At 69.4% G+C, this 19,284-nt stretch carries 15 protein-coding genes and 4 tRNA genes; 10 read left to right on the top strand and 9 right to left on the bottom strand.

The window, feature by feature from the left end; all coding sequences use genetic code 11:
- The first annotated feature begins 19 nt into the window (after positions 1–19).
- Positions 20–1,108: a phosphoribosylformylglycinamidine cyclo-ligase gene (gene purM, locus ACFQ7F_RS19595; protein WP_383271976.1), complete on the top strand. Its 1,089-nt coding sequence runs from the start codon at positions 20–22 to the stop codon at positions 1,106–1,108.
- A 132-nt stretch (positions 1,109–1,240) separates the two neighbouring features.
- On the opposite strand, the gene ACFQ7F_RS19590 is transcribed toward purM, so the two are convergent.
- Together ACFQ7F_RS19590 and ACFQ7F_RS19585 are read right to left on the bottom strand one after the other, a co-directional pair.
- Positions 1,241–1,501 (bottom strand): DUF3073 domain-containing protein, encoded by a 261-nt coding sequence (locus tag ACFQ7F_RS19590; protein ID WP_383271974.1) that lies wholly within the window; start codon positions 1,499–1,501, stop codon positions 1,241–1,243.
- Positions 1,502–1,791: 290 nt separating this feature from the next.
- On the bottom strand, positions 1,792–2,874 hold the full coding sequence (locus ACFQ7F_RS19585; RefSeq protein WP_383271972.1) for a Leu/Phe/Val dehydrogenase: 1,083 nt from the start codon (positions 2,872–2,874) through the stop codon (positions 1,792–1,794).
- Between the two features lie 209 nt (positions 2,875–3,083).
- On the opposite strand from ACFQ7F_RS19585, the gene ACFQ7F_RS19580 reads away from it, so the two are divergent.
- A complete protein-coding gene (locus tag ACFQ7F_RS19580; RefSeq protein ID WP_383271970.1) occupies positions 3,084–3,962 on the top strand; it encodes a hypothetical protein in 879 nt (292 codons plus the stop codon).
- A 501-nt stretch (positions 3,963–4,463) separates the two neighbouring features.
- Positions 4,464–4,670 carry a developmental transcriptional regulator BldC gene (bldC, locus tag ACFQ7F_RS19575; protein ID WP_003949541.1) on the top strand — a complete coding sequence of 69 codons (207 nt, stop codon included), beginning with the start codon at positions 4,464–4,466 and terminating at the stop codon, positions 4,668–4,670.
- A 579-nt stretch (positions 4,671–5,249) separates the two neighbouring features.
- Here the strand turns inward: bldC and ACFQ7F_RS19570 are convergent.
- From ACFQ7F_RS19570 to hrpA, 3 genes are all read right to left on the bottom strand, one after another.
- Positions 5,250–5,459, bottom strand: coding sequence for a DUF6274 family protein (locus ACFQ7F_RS19570; RefSeq protein ID WP_383271968.1), 210 nt, complete (start codon positions 5,457–5,459; stop codon positions 5,250–5,252).
- A gap of 392 nt (positions 5,460–5,851) precedes the next feature.
- Positions 5,852–5,926, bottom strand: a tRNA-Asp gene (locus ACFQ7F_RS19565).
- A 95-nt stretch (positions 5,927–6,021) separates the two neighbouring features.
- The gene (hrpA, locus tag ACFQ7F_RS19560; RefSeq protein WP_383271966.1) at positions 6,022–9,990 is read right to left on the bottom strand and encodes an ATP-dependent RNA helicase HrpA; all 3,969 of its coding nucleotides are present in this window, start codon (positions 9,988–9,990) and stop codon (positions 6,022–6,024) included.
- A gap of 83 nt (positions 9,991–10,073) precedes the next feature.
- Between hrpA and ACFQ7F_RS19555 the strand changes: the two genes are divergently transcribed.
- From ACFQ7F_RS19555 to ACFQ7F_RS19540, 4 genes are read left to right on the top strand one after another with little or no spacing between them, the layout of a single operon-like run.
- Positions 10,074–10,451, top strand: a complete 378-nt coding sequence (locus tag ACFQ7F_RS19555; RefSeq protein ID WP_383271964.1) for a hypothetical protein — start codon at positions 10,074–10,076, stop codon at positions 10,449–10,451.
- A gap of 54 nt (positions 10,452–10,505) precedes the next feature.
- The gene (locus ACFQ7F_RS19550; RefSeq protein ID WP_383271962.1) at positions 10,506–11,267 is read left to right on the top strand and encodes a DsbA family protein; all 762 of its coding nucleotides are present in this window, start codon (positions 10,506–10,508) and stop codon (positions 11,265–11,267) included.
- Positions 11,264–12,112, top strand: a complete 849-nt coding sequence (locus tag ACFQ7F_RS19545; protein WP_383271960.1) for a cytochrome c biogenesis CcdA family protein — start codon at positions 11,264–11,266, stop codon at positions 12,110–12,112. Before ACFQ7F_RS19550 ends, ACFQ7F_RS19545 begins: the two co-directional genes overlap by 4 nt.
- Positions 12,113–12,141: 29 nt before the next feature.
- A complete protein-coding gene (locus ACFQ7F_RS19540; protein WP_383271958.1) occupies positions 12,142–13,311 on the top strand; it encodes an ABC transporter permease in 1,170 nt (389 codons plus the stop codon).
- A 101-nt stretch (positions 13,312–13,412) separates the two neighbouring features.
- On the opposite strand, the gene ACFQ7F_RS19535 is transcribed toward ACFQ7F_RS19540, so the two are convergent.
- The 4 genes from ACFQ7F_RS19535 to ACFQ7F_RS19520 all read right to left on the bottom strand — a co-directional run bounded on the left by ACFQ7F_RS19535 (position 13,413) and on the right by ACFQ7F_RS19520 (position 15,325).
- Positions 13,413–13,486, bottom strand: a tRNA-Phe gene (locus tag ACFQ7F_RS19535).
- A 22-nt stretch (positions 13,487–13,508) separates the two neighbouring features.
- Positions 13,509–13,583 (bottom strand) — tRNA-Asp (locus ACFQ7F_RS19530).
- Between the two features lie 39 nt (positions 13,584–13,622).
- Positions 13,623–13,695: transfer RNA gene (locus ACFQ7F_RS19525), tRNA-Glu, on the bottom strand.
- Positions 13,696–13,774: 79 nt separating this feature from the next.
- Complete coding sequence (locus tag ACFQ7F_RS19520) at positions 13,775–15,325, bottom strand: metallophosphoesterase (protein WP_383271956.1); 1,551 nt, start codon at positions 15,323–15,325, stop codon at positions 13,775–13,777.
- Positions 15,326–15,384: 59 nt separating this feature from the next.
- On the opposite strand from ACFQ7F_RS19520, the gene ACFQ7F_RS19515 reads away from it, so the two are divergent.
- From ACFQ7F_RS19515 to ACFQ7F_RS19505, 3 genes are all read left to right on the top strand, one after another.
- On the top strand, positions 15,385–15,735 hold the full coding sequence (locus tag ACFQ7F_RS19515; protein ID WP_361828642.1) for a metallopeptidase family protein: 351 nt from the start codon (positions 15,385–15,387) through the stop codon (positions 15,733–15,735).
- Between the two features lie 100 nt (positions 15,736–15,835).
- Positions 15,836–16,408 carry a hypothetical protein gene (locus tag ACFQ7F_RS19510; RefSeq protein ID WP_383271954.1) on the top strand — a complete coding sequence of 191 codons (573 nt, stop codon included), beginning with the start codon at positions 15,836–15,838 and terminating at the stop codon, positions 16,406–16,408.
- 308 nt (positions 16,409–16,716) lie between these two features.
- Positions 16,717–19,113, top strand: a complete 2,397-nt coding sequence (locus ACFQ7F_RS19505; protein WP_383271952.1) for a DEAD/DEAH box helicase — start codon at positions 16,717–16,719, stop codon at positions 19,111–19,113.
- The last annotated feature ends 171 nt before the right edge of the window (positions 19,114–19,284 follow it).

Genomic DNA, 19,284 nt, shown 5'->3' with positions numbered 1-19,284 from the left:
ACGAAAGTTCTCACCCCACATGTCTGAGACCACTGGTGCCAGCTACGCCTCCGCAGGCGTCGACATCGAGGCGGGCGACCGCGCCGTCGAGCTGATGAAGGAGTGGGTGAAGAAGACGAAGCGCCCCGAGGTCCTCGGTGGCATCGGCGGCTTCGCCGGACTCTTCGACGCCTCCGCCCTCAAGCGCTTCGAGCGCCCCCTGCTCGCCTCCGCCACCGACGGTGTGGGCACGAAGGTCGACCTCGCCCGCCAGCTCGGCGTGTACGACACCATCGGGCACGACCTGGTCGCGATGGTCATGGACGACATCGTGGTGTGCGGCGCCGAGCCGCTCTTCATGACCGACTACATCTGTGTCGGCAAGGTCCACCCCGAGCGTGTCGCCGCCATCGTGAAGGGCATCGCCGAGGGCTGCGTGCTCGCCGGCTGTGCCCTCATCGGCGGCGAGACGGCCGAGCACCCGGGCCTCCTGGGCCCGGACGACTTCGACGTGGCGGGCGCCGGTACGGGCGCGGTGGAGGCCGACCGTGTGCTCGGCCCCGATCGCATTCGTGAGGGCGACGCGGTGATCGCCATGGCGTCCTCCGGACTTCACTCGAACGGGTACTCGCTCGTCCGGCACGTGGTCTTCGACCGCGCGGGCTGGTCCCTGGACCGTCAGGTGGAGGAGTTCGGCCGCACGCTCGGCGAGGAGCTCCTGGAGCCCACCAAGATCTACTCCCTGGACTGCCTGGCGCTCACCCGCACCACGGACGTCCACGCCTTCAGCCACATCACGGGCGGCGGCCTCGCGGCGAACCTCGGCCGGGTCATCCCGGACGGTCTGCACGCGATCGTCGACCGCGAGACCTGGACGCCCGGCGCGGTCTTCGACGTGGTCGGCAAGGCGGGACAGGTCGAGCGCCTGGAGCTGGAGAAGACGCTGAACATGGGCGTCGGCATGATGGCGATCGTCCCCGAGGAGTCCGCCGACGCGGCCCTCGCGACCCTCGCGGACCGCGGTGTGGACGCCTGGATCGCCGGTGCCATCGTTGATCGAAATGAATACAGCACCGAGCGCGGCGACCACGCGACGGGCGCTGAGCTCATCGGTGACTACGCAAAGTAGGCAGCGAAGTAAGCGCCGCAGGGCAGCACAAAACCCGGTCCGGTGTGGTGACCACCCCGGACCGGGTGAAGTGCAGTTGCTACGAGAACTGCAAAAACTGCGAATGCTGCAAGTGCTGCGAATGCAACGAGGTCAAGCGCCGCGGCGCTGCGGCGAAGAACCGGACTCGTCGGAAGAGTCCTCGTCATCGTCGTCGTTATAGCGATCCGCGTACTGGGCGTACGGGTCGTCTTCCTCGTCGTCGTCGTCCTCGAACGGCTCGCCATTCGGCGGCTGTTGCGAAGTCGAAGCGCCCAGCTCATTGGCCAGACGCGAGAGGTCAGTCCCGCCGCTGCTGTACTTCAGCTGGCGGGCGACCTTCGTCTGCTTGGCCTTTGCCCGGCCGCGCCCCATGGCTCGACCCCCTCGGATATGGGGCTTGGTGACCCCAGAGTCTTGACACGCGTTCATGATCAGGAACGGGCTCTCCGTGGAGAGGCCGGTCCGTAGGGCTTCCACGGTACCTGCTCCTGCGGCCATACGGTACGTCGCCCGCAGGACGCGCCTCGGCGCAGAACCCGCGAGGAGCCCTGTCCTCGCTGGTCAACTGCGATTTTAACCTCTTCTTGTCGGGCGACCCGCCGACGGGGGTGAGTCTTGTCTCTCGCGCACGTCGACGGGGCCCTTCCGTGGTGCCCGCGGGGTCAGGGGCGGCGGGCCTCCGCCATCCGCTGCTCGGCGATCCTGTCGGCTGCGGCGGCCGGCGGAATGCCATCTACCTTTGCGCGAGCGAATATGGCAAGAGTGGTGTCGAAGATCTTGGACGCCTTCGCCTTGCAGCGGTCGAAGTCGAAGCCGTGCAGCTCGTCGGCGACCTGGATCACGCCGCCCGCGTTCACCACGTAGTCGGGCGCGTAGAGGATCCCGCGATCGGCCAGATCCTTCTCCACACCGGGGTGCGCGAGCTGGTTGTTGGCGGCGCCGCAGACGACCTTCGCGGTGAGCACCGGCACGGAGTCGTCGCTCAGGGCGCCGCCGAGCGCGCAGGGGGCGTACACGTCGAGGCCCTCGACCCGGATCAGCGCCTCGGTGTCGGCGACGGCCGTCACGGACGGGTGCTTGTGGGTGACGCGACGCACGGACTCCTCCCGTACATCCGTGATCACGACCTCGGCGCCGTCCGCAAGGAGGTGCTCCACCAGGTGGTGGCCGACCTTGCCGACGCCCGCGACACCGACCTTGCGGCCGCGCAGTGACGGGTCGCCCCACAGGTGGTCGGCCGATGCGCGCATGCCCTGGAAGACACCGAAGGCGGTGAGTACGGAGGAGTCGCCCGCGCCGCCGTTCTCCGGGGAACGTCCGGTCGTCCAGCGGCACTCGCGCGCGACGACGTCCATGTCAGCGACGTACGTACCGACATCGCACGCCGTCACATAGCGACCGCCGAGCGAGGCCACGAAGCGGCCGTAGGCGAGCAGCAGCTCATCGCTCTTGATCTTCTCCGGGTCGCCGATGATCACGGCCTTGCCGCCGCCGTGGTCGAGACCGGCCATGGCGTTCTTGTACGACATCCCGCGCGCGAGGTTCAGCGCGTCGGCGACGGCGGCTTCCTCGCTCGCGTACGGATAGAAGCGGGTGCCGCCGAGGGCCGGGCCCAGGGCGGTGGAGTGGATGGCGATGACGGCCTTGAGGCCGCTGGCACGGTCCTGGCAGAGCACTACTTGCTCATGGCCCCCCTGGTCCGAGTGGAACAGGGTGTGCAGGGCGCCGTTGTCTGCTTCGGTCACTGTGGTGACTCCCGGTCAAGTGGCGGCGGTTGGGCGGGCACCCGTGCGGGTGGCGGGGCCCGATGGGCATGAGACTAGAGCCTGTGAGAACCCGCTGACCGCGCAGTGCCGAGGATCACCCTCTCCTGGCGCACCAGCACGTACGGCGGAGTTCGGCCATGGCACGATTTGCAGTGTTTTCCAGCCGGTACGCGGGGGAGGGAGCAGCCGTGCCCAAGGTGTCTTCGTTGGTCGTCCCGTACGCGTCCTACTTGCGCGTTTATGAGCCACTCGCAGCTTTCCCGGAGCCCGAGCGCGGCCACTGGGCGCGCTACGCGCGCCGCGCCGACCGCCCCTCGTACCAGGACGAACTCCGGCGCTCCCTGGCCGATCTGCTGCCCACGCCGCCGGTCCCCGTGCCGGTGCACGAGAGCAGCGACGCGTTCGTGGTGGAGGCCGACGGGGTGGTGTGCGTCTGCCCCTGGCGGACCCGGCTCCGCGGCTGGCAGGCCCTGGGGGAGCTGTCCGGGCAGTTGCCCGCGCCGGTCCTCGACGCGGTCCTGCCGCCGGTGGTGCGCCGCCAGACGGCCGCGGACTACGAACAGTGGCTCGCCCGCAACCCCGACGCGCGCCCCTGGATCCGTACGTCGACGTGGCAGGTGCCGCTGAACTGGTTCGTGCTCGTCTCGGACGAGGAGCGTCAGTTCGAGAAGGGGTACGGCGAGGGACACGAGGGGCGTGCGGAGGGCGAGACGGCGGCCTGCGCGCCCGTCCTGCGCTACCGGACGCCGATGGTGCAGGCGCGGCGCCGGGTGGCCCGCGGGCTCAGGACGCTGCGGGACACGATCGAGGAGGGTCCGCTCGTCGACGGGCTCATGGACGTGGGCCGCTGGCTTGAGGAGTTCCATCCGCGCTCCCTGGTCGAGCTCGACTACGGCGGGCTCGTGCACGCCCTGTCCGAGGACCAGCTCGACGAGGACCACTCGGCGGCGGATGTGGCGGAAGGAATCGAGGCGCTGCGCGACGGCGACGGCGAGGGGGCCGGCGAGGCGTATGCGAGGCTCATGGAGCGATGGAGGGCGGTCCGGGACCGTCAGTTTTCGAACTGACGTCAGCGGGGCGTTCGTAGGTCATCCCTACGGGGCGTTCCTACGCTGCGCCTACACGGGACGTAGGTCCTGATCCGGGCTTTTGTCTCAAGCGTGACGGACCGCACTTACTGCCCCCTTGCGCCCATCACCCCTCCTCGTGCCAAAATAGGACAAGGAGTCCGGGGAGGGCTCCTTCCGTCCATGTAAGGGCGGATTACTCGGTATTGCACGCTATGGGAAGTCTGTTGACTCCTGATCGCTCTGTGACTGATCGTCACTGTGGCGTGACTGTCCGCTATGGCATGGTCCATCGGCTTCCGTCGCTGATAGACACCTGGGAGGGCAATTCCATCGGTTTGGCCGACGTGGCTGGACGGATGGTGTAGTTGTAGTGCCGAAGACAAGCCGTTCGTCCTATAACCGACTCGACCCGCGTCCGCCATTTCGGGCAACGCGGGTCAAGGTGCAGAATTTAGAGGAATGAACCGAGAAGGTTCGGTTCTCCCGAGGAGGCCGCTCATGACCGCTCGCACCCCTGATGCCGAGCCGCTGCTGACCCCGGCTGAGGTTGCCACGATGTTCCGCGTCGACCCCAAGACGGTGACGCGCTGGGCCAAGGCTGGCAAGCTCACGTCGATTCGCACGCTCGGCGGCCATCGCCGTTACCGCGAGGCCGAGGTTCGCGCACTGCTCGCGGGTATCCCGCAGCAGCGCAGCGAGGCCTGATTTACCGCATAACCGCAGTACCCGGACGAAGAGTACGACCGCTGCTGGGTCCCCCAATCCAGCCGCAACGTCCGACTTTTAGCTACACGCGACGCGGGTCCCGCCCCAACGGGTCCCACGCCTGAGCCTCATGGGTGAGTCGTATCGATCGCGCTGGACTCCGCCGGGTCCAGCGCGATCTTTTTTGTGCGCCCGGGAAGCCCTGGTGAGCACCGCTGTGAGCGGGCTTGTTGGTCTCTGAGGGGTGCTGGGGCCGCGCTGCGGGGAGGCTGTGGTGCCACCCTTCCGCCGTCGTTCCGTCGACCTTGTGGCGCCTGGGCGGGCGCCGTGCGGACGCCGTCCGGAGTGGCTACGGGGCGGTGCAATTGCACATATTAAATTGACTGGTTGTAAGACGGGTGTAAGTTCGAGGGTTTCCAAAACAAGTTCGGTGACACCCGTCACACGCCGGGGACCTTGTTGCCTGCGATACCTCTGAGCTAGAGGAGATCCCGGCCGGCGCAGGGGAGTTGGTTCCGCGCGCCCGAGGTCCTACCCCTCACCCTCCCATCACCGGGGTGGGTCGCGGGTCGGCTTTGGTCACGCGTTCGGGGGACTTTCGTCCTCGCCCTGCTCCCAGCCGCCCTCGCAGTCGCCTTGAGCGGCCGAAGGGGCCTCCAGGGCGAGGCGTTCGAGCCGGTGACAGATCGGGCAGTGCCGGGTCACATGGCGATAGCTCATCGCAGCGGACAGGTGGGCGCGCAACAGAGCGCGTGTCTCGTGCCGTGCGGACGCCGCCGAAGCCGTCATGCGACACCTCCAGATGGGGAACCGGTCCCGCCCCGACTCCCTGCTGTCTGATTACCGGCGGAATGTGACGCGGTCAAGGTGCGAGCACGGGAACGGGCCGTGTGCGGAGGGGGCGTGGCCCGTCGTCGCACAAGAAGAAGGGGCCGCATCCAGCGCGGATGCGGCCCCTTCACCTGTGGGGCGGGGCGTGTTGGCGCACGTGAAGAGGGTCCGCATCCTTGTCGGATGTGGACCTTCGTCTTGCTGCGGTCCTGACGGGATTTGCTGTGTCTGATTGCGGCTGCGCCGCGGGCGCGGCCTCCACCTCGACAGGGTGGGGTGTGGGGCGGGGTGTGTTGGCGCATGCGAAGAGGGTCCGCATCCTTGTCGGATGCGGACCCTCTTCTTTACTGCGGTCCTGACGGGATTTGAACCCGCGGCCTCCACCTTGACAGGGTGGCGAGCACTCCAAACTGCTCCACAGGACCTTGCTTTGCGGCGCTTATTGCTTCGTTGCGCTGCGAGACGAAACTCTACAGCAGCGCAGGCCCGGCGGTCGAACTCACCCAGGGTGGGCGGGTGATCACGGTGCGGCCGCGTCGATCGCCTTCACGATCCGCTTGTCCGAGACGGGGTACGCCGTGCCAAGGGCGTGCGCGAAGTAGCTGACCCGGAGCTCCTCCAGCATCCAGCGGATGTCCAGAACCTCCTGGGGGACAGGGCGGCCCTGCGGGAGCTGTTCCAGGAGCCAGGCGTACTCGTCCTGCATCTCCTGGACCTTCTCCATGCGTGACGTGTCCCGCTGGACGTTCGTCGGCATCTGCTGCAGGCGCCGGTCGGCGGCCACCATGTAGCGCATCAGGTCCGCGAGGCGGCGGATCCCCGTGGCCGTGACGAAGCCGGGGCCGACGAGGGCGTCCAACTGCGCCCGTACGTCCGTGAGGTTGGCCAGGAGCGTCGGGCTCTTCGTCGACTTCAGGCGGCGCTCGCAGGCCTGCCAGGCGGCGAGGACCTGCTGGACCTGGCTCACCGTGCGGACCGTCGTGTCGACGATCTCGGCGCGCACCTTCTCGTACAGCTTGCGGTAGGACTCCTCGTCCCAGGCGGGACCGCCGAAGTCACCGATGAGCTTGTCCGCCGCGGCCATCGCGCAGTCGGCGAAGAGCGCCTGGATGGAGCCGTGCGGGTTCGCGGACAGGGCGATCTTCTGGGCGTTGGTCAGCTTGTCCGACGCGAACTTGGCCGGATTTACGGGGATGTTGCGCAGGATGAGGCGACGCGTGCCCTTCCACATCGCCTGCTGCTGCTCGGCCTCCGTGTCGAAGAGGCGTACGGAGACGGTGTCGCCGTCGTCCACGAGGGCCGGGTACGCCTTCACCGGCTGGCCCGCGCGACGCGTCTCGAAGACGCGGCTGAGGGGGCCGATGGACCAGTCCGTGAGACCGGAGTGCTCGACCGCCGAGCCGCCCGTCTTCTCCGCCGTCGCGGCGGCGGCCTGCGAGAGGGCCTTGCGGGCCTTCGGGCGGAGCTGGAGCTTCAGCGCCTCCAGGTCCTTGTCCTCGGAGAGATTCTTGCGCCGCTCGTCGGTGATCCGGAAGGTGATCTTCAGGTGGTCCGGTACGCGGGTGAGGTCGAAGTCGTCCGGTGAGACGGGGACGCCGACCATCCGCTGCAGCTCGCGGGCGAGCGTCACGTGCAGTGGCTCCTGGAGAGGCACGGCCCGCTCCAGGAACGCCTTCGCGTAGTTGGGCGCGGGGACGTAGTGCCGGCGGATCGGCTTGGGCAGGGAGCGGATCAGCTCGATCACGACTTCCTCGCGCAGGCCCGGGATCTGCCAGTCGAAGCCGTCCGCCGTGACCTGGTTCAGGACCTGGAGCGGGATGTGGACCGTGACGCCGTCCGCGTCCGCGCCCGGCTCGAACTGGTACGTCACCTTGAACTTGAGCGGCCCCTGCCGCCACGTGTCGGGATAGTCGTCCTTCGACACGTCGCCCGCGCGCTCGTTGATGAGCATCGACCGCTCGAAGTCGAGCAGCTCGGGCTCATCGCGCTGCTTCTTCTTCCACCAGGAGTCGAAGTGCGCGCCGGACACGACGTCCGCGGGCACCCGCTGGTCGTAGAAGTCGAAGAGCGTCTCGTCGTCCACGAGGATGTCGCGGCGCCGCGCGCGGTGCTCGAGCTCCTCCACCTCGGTCAGGAGGCGGCGGTTGGCGGCGAAGAACTTGTGGTGCGTGCGCCAGTCGCCCTCGACGAGCGCGTTGCGGATGAACAGGTCGCGGGAGACCTCGGGGTCGATGCGGCCGTAGTTCACCTTGCGGTCGGTGACGAGCGGGATGCCGTACAGCGTGACCTTCTCGACCGCCATCACCGCGGCCTGGTCCTTCTCCCAGTGCGGCTCGCTGTACGTGCGCTTGAGGAGGTGCTGGGCGAGCGGCTCGACCCACTCCGGCTCGATGCGCGCGTTGACCCGGGCCCACAGCCGGGAGGTCTCGACGAGCTCGGCGGACATGATGAAGCGCGGCGGCTTCTTGAAGAGCGCGGAACCCGGGAAGACCGCGAACTTGGCGTTGCGGGCGCCCAGATACTCGCCACGGCCGCCGCGCTGCTTGGGGTCGCTGTCCTTGGACTCCTTCACGTCCTTCATCCCGATGTGGGAGAGAAGGCCGGCGAGCAGGGAGATGTGCACCTGCTGCTCGGGGGCGTCGTCCTCGTTGAGATGGATCCCCATCTGCTTGGCGACCGTACGCAGCTGCGTGTAGATGTCCTGCCACTCGCGGATCCGCAGGAAGTTCAGGTACTCCGACTTGCACATCCGGCGGAACGAGGACGAGCCGCGCTCCTTCTGCTGCTCGCGGATGTACCGCCACATGTTGAGGAAGGCCAGGAAGTCGGACGTCTCGTCCTTGAAGCGCGCGTGCTGCTGGTCGGCCTGCGTCTGCTTCTCCGCGGGGCGCTCACGCGGGTCCTGGATGGAGAGCGCCGCGGCGATCACCATGACCTCGCGTACGCAGCCGTTCTTGTCGGCCTCGAGAACCATGCGGGCCAGACGCGGGTCCACCGGCAGCTGGGCCAGCTTGCGGCCCTCCTGGGTGAGGCGCTTCTTCGGGTCCTTCTGCGTCGGGTCCAGGGCGCCGAGCTCCTGGAGGAGTTGGACGCCGTCGCGGATGTTGCGGTGGTCCGGCGGGTCGATGAAGGGGAACTTCTCGATCTCGCCGAGCCCGGCCGCCGTCATCTGGAGGATGACCGAAGCGAGGTTGGTGCGCAGGATCTCCGCGTCCGTGAACTCGGCGCGGGAGACGAAGTCGTCCTCCGAGTACAGCCGGATGCAGATGCCGTCCGACGTACGGCCGCAGCGGCCCTTGCGCTGGTTGGCGCTCGCCTGGCTGATCGCCTCGATGGGCAGCCGCTGCACCTTCGTACGGTGGCTGTAGCGGGAGATGCGGGCCGTGCCCGGGTCGATGACGTACTTGATGCCCGGGACGGTCAGGGAGGTCTCGGCGACGTTCGTCGCAAGAACGATGCGTCTGCCTGTGTGCTGCTGGAAGACGCGGTGCTGCTCGGCGTGCGAGAGGCGTGCGTAGAGGGGGAGGACTTCCGTGAACTTGTAGGCCTTCTTGTTCAGCGCGTCCGCCGTGTCCCGGATCTCGCGCTCTCCGGAGAGGAAGACGAGGATGTCGCCCTTGCCCTCGCCCTGGAGCTCCTCGACGGCCTCGGTGATCGCGGTGATCTGATCACGGTCGCTGTCCTCGGAGTCCTCTTCAAGAAGCGGCCGATAGCGCACCTCGACCGGATACGTACGGCCGCTGACCTCGACGATCGGGGCGTCCCCGAAATGTCTGGAGAACCGCTGCGGGTCGATGGTCGCCGAGGTGATGACGACCTTCAGGTCAGGGCGCTTGGGCAGGAGCTGGGCCAGATACCCGAGCAGGAAGTCGATGTTCAGCGACCGCTCGTGGGCCTCGTCGATGATGATCGTGTCGTACGCGCGCAGCTCGCGGTCCGTCTGGATCTCGGCCAGCAGGATGCCGTCCGTCATCAGCTTCACGTACGTGTCGGCGCCCACCTGGTCCGTGAAGCGGACCTTCCAGCCGACGGCCTCGCCGAGCGGGGTGTTCAGCTCGTCGGCCACGCGCTCGGCGACCGTGCGGGCCGCGATACGGCGGGGCTGCGTATGGCCGATCATGCCTCTCAGGCCGCGGCCGAGCTCCATGCAGATCTTGGGGATCTGCGTCGTCTTGCCGGAGCCCGTCTCGCCCGCGACGATCACGACCTGGTGGTCGCGGATCGCCGCGGCGATGTCGTCCTTCTTCTGGCTGACCGGGAGCTGTTCGGGATACGTGATCTTGGGCAGACGGCTGCCCCGCTCGGCCATCCGCGCCGCGGCCTTGTCGACTTCCGCCGCGAGTTCGGCGATGACGGAGGCCCGGGCGTCGGGCTTGCGGATCCGGCGCGCACCCTCGAGCCGGCGGCCGATCCGGTGCTCGTCGCGCAGCGAAAGATCGGCCAGACGGGGGGCGAGGGCGTCGAGGGTGAGGGCAGGCTGCGTAGACATACGGCGTCCAGGATCTCACCCGCCGCTCGAAGGTGGCGAACCGATTTATCTGGCGGGGCGCCCAGGGACGTACGATTCCGGGCATGTTGTCCCGTGCGCGTCTGTCGTGGTGCCCCTTGCTCGGGGTGCTGCTCGTCGTGCTCGGGGCGTTCTGCGGGCCCGCGGTGGCCGCGGAGCCGGCGGCTGCGAAGCCCAAGGTGTCGGTGCAGGCGTCGGAGCGGACCGAGGTGTCCGCCGGTGTGCCCGGCTGCGGCAAGGGCGGTCAGCAGGACGCCGGTCAGGCTCCCGCCGCCCCACCGCGCTCCAGTTCCGCGTACGAGCTGCTGCCCGCCCTGCATCAGGCCCATGCCGCGTCCGGTGCCTGGGGCATCGGCCAGCCGGTGCCTGCTCTGACGCCGGAGCGCGGACCGCCGCCGCTCACACCGCTTTCTCCGGTGGATCTCTCGATCCTGCGCGTGTAGAGGCCCCTGTTCCGGGCCCCTTTCATCACGTACAGGAACAGAGAGAACTCCCTGATGCCCAAGAACAACAACAAAAAGAAGAACATCGCCATCGGGGCCGGAGTGGCCGTCGCCGCGCTGCTGCTCGGCGCCGCTTCCTACAGCGCCACCAGGCCCGACGAGCCCTCCTCCGTCACCGCGAAGGAGGAGTCGCCCGCGGACGTCTCCGCCGACCCGCAGGCCGGGGTCTACCCGGAGCTGGCCAAGCTCGCCAGGCGCGATGCCAAGGACCCGCTCGCACAGGGCCGCGCGAACGCGCCGGTCGTGCTCATCGAGTACGCCGACTTCAAGTGCGGCTACTGCGGCAAGTTCGCCCGCGACACCGAGCCCGACCTGGTGAAGAAGTACGTCGACGAGGGCACCCTGCGCATCGAGTGGCGCAACTTCCCGATCTTCGGCGCGGACTCCGAGTCGGCCGCGCGGGGCGCGTGGGCCGCGGGGCAGCAGGGGCGCTTCTGGCAGTTCCATGAGGCCGCGTACGCGGAGGGCTCCAAGGAGAAGGGGTTCGGGGGCGACCGGCTCAAGGCACTCGCGAAGGAGGCCGGGGTCAAGGACATCGGCCGCTTCTCGGACGACGCGGGAAGTGCTGGCGCCAAGGCCGCGGTGAAGAGGGACCAGGAGGAGGCGTACGGCCTGGGGGCCACGTCGACCCCGTCCTTCCTGGTCAATGGGCGGCCCATCTCCGGTGCGCAGCCGGACGAGGTCTTCCACCAGGCGATCGAGCAGGCCGCGAAGACGGCGAAGACGGCGAAGTCGTCCGGGTCGGGGGAGAAGTGACCGCCGATGTGGGGTACTTCGCGGCGTTCCTGGGCGGTCTTCTCGCCCTGGTGAGCCCGTGCAGCGCACTGCTCCTGCCCGCCTTCTTCGCGTACTCGATCGACTCGACCTCACGGCTGCTCGCCCGCACCGGTATCTTCTACGCCGGTCTCGCGACGACCCTCGTACCGCTCGGCGCTGCGGGCTCGGTCGCCGGGCGGTTCTTCTTCGGGCACCGGGACCAGCTGGTGCTCGTCGCCGGGTGGCTGATCATCGCGCTCGGCGTGCTGCAGGTCGTGGGGATGGGGTTCGCCTCGCGGAAGATGGCCGAGCTCTCGGGTCGCATCCGGCCGACGACCGCGGTCTCCGTGTACGCGCTGGGGGCGGTGTACGGGCTCGCGGGCTTCTGCGCGGGGCCGATCCTCGGGAGTGTGCTGACCGTGGCGGCCGTGAGCGGCAGCCCCGTCTACGGGGGACTGCTGCTCGCCGTCTACGCGCTGGGGATGGCGGTGCCGCTGTTCGTGCTCGCGCTGCTCTGGGAGCGCTTCGATCTGGGGCGGCGGCGCTGGTTGCGGGGGCGCGCCTTCCGCATCGGCCGCTTCGAACTGCACACGACCTCGCTCCTGTCGGGCCTGTTCTTCGTGGCCCTCGGCGCGCTCTTCCTCGCGTACGACGGGACTACCGCGCTGCCGGGGCTGCTCGACGTCGATGACTCGTTCGCCGTGGAGCGCTGGGCAGGGAACGTGGGCCGGGCGGTCCCGGACTCGGTGCTGCTGATCGGGGTGGTGGCGCTGGTGGGCGTGGGGCTTGCGGTGCGGGGGTGGCGGCGGAGGGGGCGTGGCCCTGTGGAGGCCGAGCGAGGGTGAGTCCGCTTTGGGTGGTTTAGCGTACTTATATGTCTCACCCTCAGCAGGAGCCCGACCGGTCCGAGCGTGACCCTGACCGGTCCGAGCGTGACCCTGACCCTGACCGGTCCGAGCGTGAAGAGCACCAGCACGGCGCCCACGGGCGGGCTCCCACCCGGGGCGAGCAGTGGGAGGCGTTCAAGCGGTCGCCGTTCCTGCCGGCGATCGTGCTGGTGTTCATCCTGGCCGCGGCGGCGGGGCTCTTCGCAGGCTCGTACACGTACTCCATGGCGGACCCGACCCCGCACCGCATCCCCACGGCGGTGGTGGGGGCGCAGGACGCGACGCGGGGGAAGGCGTTCCTCGGCGGTATGGAGAAGGCGCTGAACGCTTCGCTGGAGATCCACGAGTACGACAGCGTCGCCGCGGCGCGGGACGCGGTGGAGGAGCAGAAGGTCTTCGCGATCCTCGCGGTGTCTCCGGGCGGCGGGGAGTCCGGCAGCAAGGTCACCTTCGACGTCTCGGGGGCCTCCGGGGCGTCGGTCGCCCAGGTGCTCGCGGAGACCGCGCCGAAGGTGGGCGAGAAGGTGGGGGTGCCGGTGACGGTGAAGGACATCAAGCCGCTCCAGGAGGGTGACCCACGGGGGCTCGCGATCTTCTACATCTCGCTGGCTGCGGTGATCATCGGCTTCGTCGGGGCGATCCAGCTGAGTGTGCACGCGCGGGGCCTCAACCCGGCCGAGCGGATCGGCTTCACGGTGCTCTACGCGCTGCTCGGCGGGTTCGTGATCGCGGCGGTGGTGGACTGGTGGCTCGGGGCGGTGGACCTGCCGTTCGTCGAGTCGTGGCTGATCCTGGCGCTGACGATGTTCACGTCGGGCATGGTGTTCTCGATGTTCAACACGCTGTTCGGGCGCTGGGCGATGATTCCCACGTGGGGCCTGATGGTGCTGCTCGGCAACCCGTCGTCGGGCGGGGCGGTCTCGTGGCCGCTGCTTCCGTCGGTGCTCGGCCACATCGGCCGCTGGCTTCCACCGGGCGCATCGGTGAACGCGCAGCACACGGCGGTGTACTTCGGCGGCCACCAGCATCCCTTCCCGTTCCTGGTGCTCGCGGGGTGGGCGGTCCTTGCGAGCGCGGTGTTCTGGGTATGGCGGCACCGGCATCCCGGGGGCAGGGAGAAGGCTGCGGCGCATGCGGCTGTTCCGGCTGCGGGGTGATCGGGTGGGTGGGAGAGGCCTGTTCTGCAGGGGGTGTCGCGGGGGCCCTGTCCGGGGAACGCCGAAAGCCCCGCCGGAGAGGCGGGGCTTTCGGGAAGAGGTGGCTGGGGCCGGGATCGAACCGGCGACCTATCGCTTTTCAGGCGATCGCTCGTACCAACTGAGCTACCCAGCCACGCGATTCAGAGAATCGCAAGCGGTCCTGACGGGATTTGAACCCGCGGCCTCCACCTTGACAGGGTGGCGAGCACTCCAAACTGCTCCACAGGACCAAGCATTGTGCGAGCACTAGTCTCGCACAAGGTGTTACGTGCCCCCAACGGGATTCGAACCCGTGCTACCGCCTTGAAAGGGCGGCGTCCTGGGCCACTAGACGATGAGGGCTAAGGGCCCACCTGGGCGCTTTGCAGCGCGTCGGGGACGTGAGAAGCATATGGGATGCGGGGAGCTATCGCCAAAACGGTTATCGGGGGGCCGCGGAACCGCCCCCGGGCGACCGGCTCGGAGGGGGCGGAGACGGGGTCGCCCCGGGCTGGTTCTCCTTGGGCAGATGGCGGCTGACCTCCGCCTTCGTCAGGCCGAGACCGCCCAGTTTGATTTCGTCCCACGCCTGGAGGCGCCGGGTCTCCCGGTCCAGGTAGAGGACCGACGCCTCGACGGGGTCCGGGAACTTGCCCTCCACCGCCCGCAGCCCGCTCCCACCCGTGGACCCCTCGATGCGCAGCCGCGTACCGCCCTCCATGACCTCCATCTCCTGGTGGTGCACATGCCCCGCGAGGACGAGCGGCACCTCGCCGTCCGTCTCCCGCGCGGCGTCGGGGTTGTGTGCGACGGCGATGTCGACGGGAGTGCCGGCCGCCTGCTGGTCCCGCAGGGCGGAGGCCAGGCGGATGCCCGCCATCTTCTCGACGGGTTCGCCCTCCGCCCGCACGGAGCGGTCCGGGGTGTACTGCGGATCGCCCGTCCCGGCGAACCGCAGCCCCGCGACCGACACGGCACTGCCCTCGTCCAGGACGTGGACGTTCTTCATCCGCTGCAGATAGCGCTGGGTGGTGGCCGAGTCGTGGTTGCCCCGGACCCAGACGTACGGGGCGCCCAGGTCCTCGATCGGGTCGAGGAACGCGTTCTCGGCCGCGCTGCCGTGGTCCATCGTGTCGCCGGAATCGACGATGGCGTTGATGTCGTACTGCTCCACGAGCGAGGCGATGATCTTCCAGCTCGCCGGATTGAGGTGGATGTCCGAGACGTGCAGGACGCGGATCGTGGACGGGTCCGGCTGGTACGCGGGGAGCGTCGACGTCGCGTCGTACAGCTTCGTCACGTTGGTGACCAGGCGCGCCAATTCCTGCTGATACACGTCGAATTCGCTCACGATGCTGCGGGCGTTGCCGACCACCGACGGGGCGCTGCTGAGCAGGCCGGAGAATTTTGGTTCCAGGACCGACTTCGGGTTCCACGTCGCGTACGCCGCCGCGCCCGACGCGGCGAGAAGGGCCAGCGCGAGGCCGCCCGCCGCCAGGGCCCGGCGCGGACGCCGGTAGACCGCGAGCCCCAGCGCCGTCGCGCCCGCGACGACGGCGGCGCAGGAGCGTACGGCCAGGTCGAGCGTGCCGTGCCCGACGTCCTGCGTCACCTCGTCCTGGAGCCCCGCGAGCCGCTCGGGGTGGTCGACCAGGGCCTGGGAGCGGACCGGGTCCAGGCGGTCCACGTCCACGTCGAGGCGGATGGGGGCGATGTGCGAGCGCAGCTCGAGGTCACCGAGCGGAGAGACGTTGATCTTCGTGCCGCCGGTGAGCGAGGGGCGCAGGGTCATGCGCGTGTCCATCGGACCGACCGGCGCGTGCACGCTGCCCACGATCAGCAGGCCCAGCCAGGCGCCGAACACGACGACCGCGATCAGGCCGGCGGCGCGGCCGTACGGATGGGGAGGGCTGACGAGCTCGCCGACCGGGTGAGGGTGGCGGGATCGGTAGTGGCGTACGAGGGCGGCGAGCGCACGGAAGTCGCGGGCCATTGGTCCGGTATGCCCATGGGGAGAGGCGGCTATGCGGGGCGGTGGCTGACAATGGGGGTGTGCTGGAGATGACGCGGGAAGAGTTCGAGGAACTGGTCGCCGAGGCGCTTGACCGGATTCCTCCCGAGTTGACGCGGTTGATGGACAACGTGGCGGTGTTCGTGGAGGACGAACCACCCGCCGAGGATCCCGAGCTGCTCGGGCTCTATGAAGGGACCCCGCTGACGGACCGGGGCGAGTGGTACGCGGGCGTGCTGCCCGACCGGATCACGATCTACCGGGGGCCGACGCTGCGCATGTGCGCGTCGCGCGAGGAGGTCGTCGCGGAGACCGAGATCACGGTGGTGCACGAAGTCGCACATCACTTCGGGATCGACGACGAGCGCCTGCACGCCCTGGGGTACGGCTGACGGTCGGTGTCACGGTACGTGTCATGGTCCGTGTCCTCTTGCACGGCAAGGGAGTTGGGTAGTACGTCCCCGCTTCTCAGCGCCTCGGAGGTGCTCGGCCGTGCGCCAGTTGTACGTTCCTGTCCGGTGGACCGCGGCGGCCGTGGCCGTCCTGGCGACCGCGGGCTGCATGAGCATCGGTGACGACGGGGGCGGCGGGCCCGGCCCCGCGCACTCCGCCGGCGGGCGCAGTGCGGCTGCCGCCCCGGACGGCGGCGGCGCCGCACCGGGCGGCGGATCGGCCGCGGGCGGCGACGCCAACCGCGGCGACGCCAAGGGTGGCAAGCACGGCAAGACCAAGGGCAAGGGCAAGCACAAGGGCGGAGACAAGGGGCGGGCGGACGAGCCGGGCGAGTCCGGTTCCGGTGCCGACCAGGCCTCGGCGTCCGCGTCCCGGGGCGGCGACGCCCCCGCCCCGCCGACGAAGGACGGGCGGCCATCGCCCACGCGGACCAAGCCCGACCCGCCGCGCCCCACGCCGACGCCCGATCCCCCGAAGCCGACCCCGACTCCTGAGCCCACTCCGGAGCCCTCGTCGTCGGCGCACGAGGAGCCGAACCCGGGCGCGCAGCTGGGGGAGCGGTCGCAGGGGCTCAGGTCGCGGGAGCCTTCACCGGAGGCCGGACCCGCTTAAGGCTCGGCCGGACGGGGAATAACCCCTGTACAGAACGGTCGAGCCCCTGTCCGAAACCCGCTTCGTCGCAGGTGAGACGAGCTGCGGGGGGCGGAATCCAAGGTGCCTCGGAGGGTGTGGTTTGCCTTCCGGGGGGTTGGGTGCGTATGGTGGTAGATCGTTTGATCCCATTTGCCCGGCGCCGAAAAAGAAGAGCGCCGCGTGGCGCGTACTCTCCCTTGCCGTGGCTGACCGCATAGAGGCGGTCCATTGCGAAATCACGGAGTTGACGGGCGCGTGCCGAGACTCCGGAAGGTTTCGCATTTCGCATGTCCATTTCTCATTCTGACCACGCCGTCCTGCCCGAGAACGAGACGACCGACGAGCTGACGGTGGAGCCCACCGTCGAAGCAGCAGAAGCAGTCGAGACCGTCGAGACCGTTCAGGCCGCGGACGTCGTGGAAGCCGCCGAGCAGGTCGTAGTCGAGACCGAGGCGGCTGCTGAGGCCGACGACCAGGCCGACGACAAGACCGTTCAGGCCGACGAGGCCGACAACAAGGCCGACCAGGCCGACAACAAGGCCGACCAGGCCGACGAAGACGCAGAGACGGGCCCCACCTTCGGCGACCTCGGTCTGCCCGAGAGCATCGTCCGCAAGCTCGCCCAGAACGGCGTGACCGCGCCCTTCCCGATCCAGGCCGCGACCATCCCGGACGCCCTGGCCGGCAAGGACATCCTCGGCCGTGGCCGCACCGGCTCCGGCAAGACCCTCTCCTTCGGTCTGCCGATGCTCACGACGCTCGCGTCCGAGGGCCGCACCGAGAAGAAGAAGCCCCGCGGCGTCATCCTGACCCCGACCCGTGAGCTCGCGATGCAGGTCGCGGACGCGCTCCAGCCGTACGGCGACGTGCTCGGCCTGAAGATGAAGGTCGTCTGCGGCGGTACGTCGATGGGCAACCAGATCTACGCCCTCGAGCGTGGCGTCGACATCCTCGTCGCCACCCCGGGCCGTCTGCGCGACATCATCAGCCGCGGCGCCTGCTCGCTCGAGAACACCCAGATCGCGGTGCTCGACGAGGCCGACCAGATGTCCGACCTGGGCTTCCTGCCCGAGGTCACCGAGCTGCTCGACCAGGTCCCGGCCGGCGGCCAGCGGATGCTGTTCTCGGCCACGATGGAGAACGAGATCTCCTCGCTGGTCAAGCGCTACCTGACCAACCCGGTGACGCACGAGGTCGACAGCGCCCAGGGCAACGTCACGACCATGACCCACCACATCCTGATCGTGAAGCCCCGCGACAAGGCGCCCGTCACGGCCGCCATCGCCGCGCGCAAGGGCCGCACGATCATCTTCGTCCGTACCCAGCTGGGCTGCGACCGCATCGCCGAGCAGCTCTGCGAGTCCGGTGTGAAGGCCGACGCACTGCACGGCGGCATGACGCAGGGCGCTCGTACGCGCGTTCTTGAGGACTTCAAGAAGGGCCACGTCAACGCGCTCGTCGCGACCGACGTCGCCGCCCGAGGCATCCACGTCGACGGCATCGACCTGGTCCTGAACGTGGACCCGGCCGGTGACCACAAGGACTACCTGCACCGTTCAGGGCGTACCGCTCGCGCGGGCCGCTCCGGCACGGTCGTCTCGCTGTCCCTGCCGCACCAGCGCCGTCAGATCTTCCGTCTGATGGAGGACGCGGGCGTCGACGCCTCGCGTCACATCATCAACGGCGGCGGCACCTTCGACCCGGAGGTCGCCGACATCACCGGCGCCCGTTCGATGACCGAGGTGCAGGCCGACTCCGCGGGCAACGCCGCGACCCAGGCCGAGCGTGAGGTCAAGGACCTCACCAAGGAGCTCGAGCGCGCCACCCGCCGCGCGTCCGAGCTGCGCGAGGAGGCCTCGCGCCTCACCGCGCGTGCCGCCCGCGAGCGTGGCGACGACCCGGAGACCGCGGTCGCCGAGGCCGCTGCCGCCGCCGAGGCCGCCGTCGAGGCCGCTGTCTCCGTCCCGGAGCAGCCCGTCGCGGCCGCCCGCGAGGAGCGCCGTCCGCAGCGCGACGACCGTGGCAACTACGAGCGTGAGCGCCGTGACGACCGCGGTGGCCGTTCCTTCGAGCGTCGTGACGACAACCGTGGCGGTGGCTCCGGCTTCCGTGGCGGCGACCGTCGCGAGGGTGGTGGCGGCTTCAACCGCGACCGTGGCAACGACAGCCGTGGTGGTGGCCGTTCCTTCGAGCGTCGTGACGACAACCGTGGCGGTGGCTCCGGCTTCCGCGGCGGCGACCGCCGTGAAGGTGGCCAGGGTGGCGGCTTCAACCGTGACCGCAACGACCGCGGTGGCTCCGGCTTCCGTCGTGACGACCGTCCGACCGGTGGTGACCGTGGCGGCTTCCGTGGCGGCGACCGTCGTGAGGGTGGCCAGGGTGGCGGCTTCAACCGTGACCGCAACGACCGTCCCTCGGGCGGCGACCGTGGCGGCTTCCGCGGCGGCGACCGCCGTGAGGGCGGCCAGAGCAGTGGCTCGGGCTTCCGTCGCGACGACCGCCCCTCCGGCGGCCACCGCGGCAGCGACCGTCCGTTCAACCGCGACCGCCGTGACGACCGTCCCGCCGGCGGCGCCCGCTCCGGTGGCCACGACCGCCCGGCGTTCAACCGCGACCGCTCCGGCACCGGCACCGGCTCCTTCGGCCGCCGCGACGACAAGCCGCGCTGGAAGCGCAACAGCTGACCCACGGTCGGTCTGACCTGACCGAAGGGCCCGCACGACGAATACGTCGTGCGGGCGTCCGCGCCGCCACCCAGTCCGGCCTCGGCTGCGCCATGCTCCCCATGGCCCTCGCCGCCTCCCACCAGGAGGCCGGGGGACTGCGCCCGCTTCCCGGCGTGCCCCGGATGCGCT

Source organism: Streptomyces sp. NPDC056486 (genome assembly GCF_042795295.1).
GTDB lineage: Bacteria > Actinomycetota > Actinomycetes > Streptomycetales > Streptomycetaceae > Streptomyces.
Note: the sequence above shows the minus strand (reverse complement) of the source record. Positions and strands in the feature narration are given on the sequence as shown.

Coding starts and splice junctions, on each gene's coding strand:
- ACFQ7F_RS19550 (WP_383271962.1), top strand. CDS start 10,506: ATGCCCAAGAACAACAACAAAAAGAAGAACATCGCCATCGGGGCCGGA.
- bldC (WP_003949541.1), top strand. CDS start 4,464: ATGACCGCTCGCACCCCTGATGCCGAGCCGCTGCTGACCCCGGCTGAG.
- ACFQ7F_RS19590 (WP_383271974.1), bottom strand. CDS start 1,501: ATGGGGCGCGGCCGGGCAAAGGCCAAGCAGACGAAGGTCGCCCGCCAG.
- ACFQ7F_RS19570 (WP_383271968.1), bottom strand. CDS start 5,459: ATGACGGCTTCGGCGGCGTCCGCACGGCACGAGACACGCGCTCTGTTG.
- ACFQ7F_RS19505 (WP_383271952.1), top strand. CDS start 16,717: ATGTCCATTTCTCATTCTGACCACGCCGTCCTGCCCGAGAACGAGACG.
- ACFQ7F_RS19520 (WP_383271956.1), bottom strand. CDS start 15,325: ATGGCCCGCGACTTCCGTGCGCTCGCCGCCCTCGTACGCCACTACCGA.
- purM (WP_383271976.1), top strand. CDS start 20: ATGTCTGAGACCACTGGTGCCAGCTACGCCTCCGCAGGCGTCGACATC.
- hrpA (WP_383271966.1), bottom strand. CDS start 9,990: ATGTCTACGCAGCCTGCCCTCACCCTCGACGCCCTCGCCCCCCGTCTG.
- ACFQ7F_RS19555 (WP_383271964.1), top strand. CDS start 10,074: ATGTTGTCCCGTGCGCGTCTGTCGTGGTGCCCCTTGCTCGGGGTGCTG.
- ACFQ7F_RS19540 (WP_383271958.1), top strand. CDS start 12,142: ATGTCTCACCCTCAGCAGGAGCCCGACCGGTCCGAGCGTGACCCTGAC.